Genomic DNA, 229 nt, shown 5'->3' with positions numbered 1-229 from the left:
GACAAGTCCGACCACTCCTTCATCGCGCCGACCTTCACCGTGGGCGGCGCCTTTGTTGTGGTGCCCAACTACGCCCTGTGCCCCGCGGTGTCGTTTCCCGAGATCACGATGCTGATGGTCAAGGCCCTGGCCTGGACCTGGCGCCATATCGCCCGCTTCGGCGGCGACCCCAGCCGCATCACGGTGGGCGGGCACTCGGCCGGCGGACACCTGGCGGCCTTGCTGCTGC

The 229-nt window shown here is 69.0% G+C and carries 1 protein-coding gene; it reads left to right on the top strand.

Going from position 1 to position 229, the window contains the following annotated elements:
• On the top strand, window positions 1-229 hold a 229-nt coding region (locus ACEN8I_RS24240), incomplete at both ends, for an alpha/beta hydrolase (RefSeq protein WP_413331209.1).

The organism is Polaromonas sp. CT11-55, assembly GCF_047303325.1.
In the GTDB taxonomy this organism is placed as follows: domain Bacteria; phylum Pseudomonadota; class Gammaproteobacteria; order Burkholderiales; family Burkholderiaceae_C; genus Polaromonas.
The sequence above is the reverse complement of the archived record's forward strand: the minus strand, read 5'-3'. Positions and strand labels throughout refer to the sequence as shown.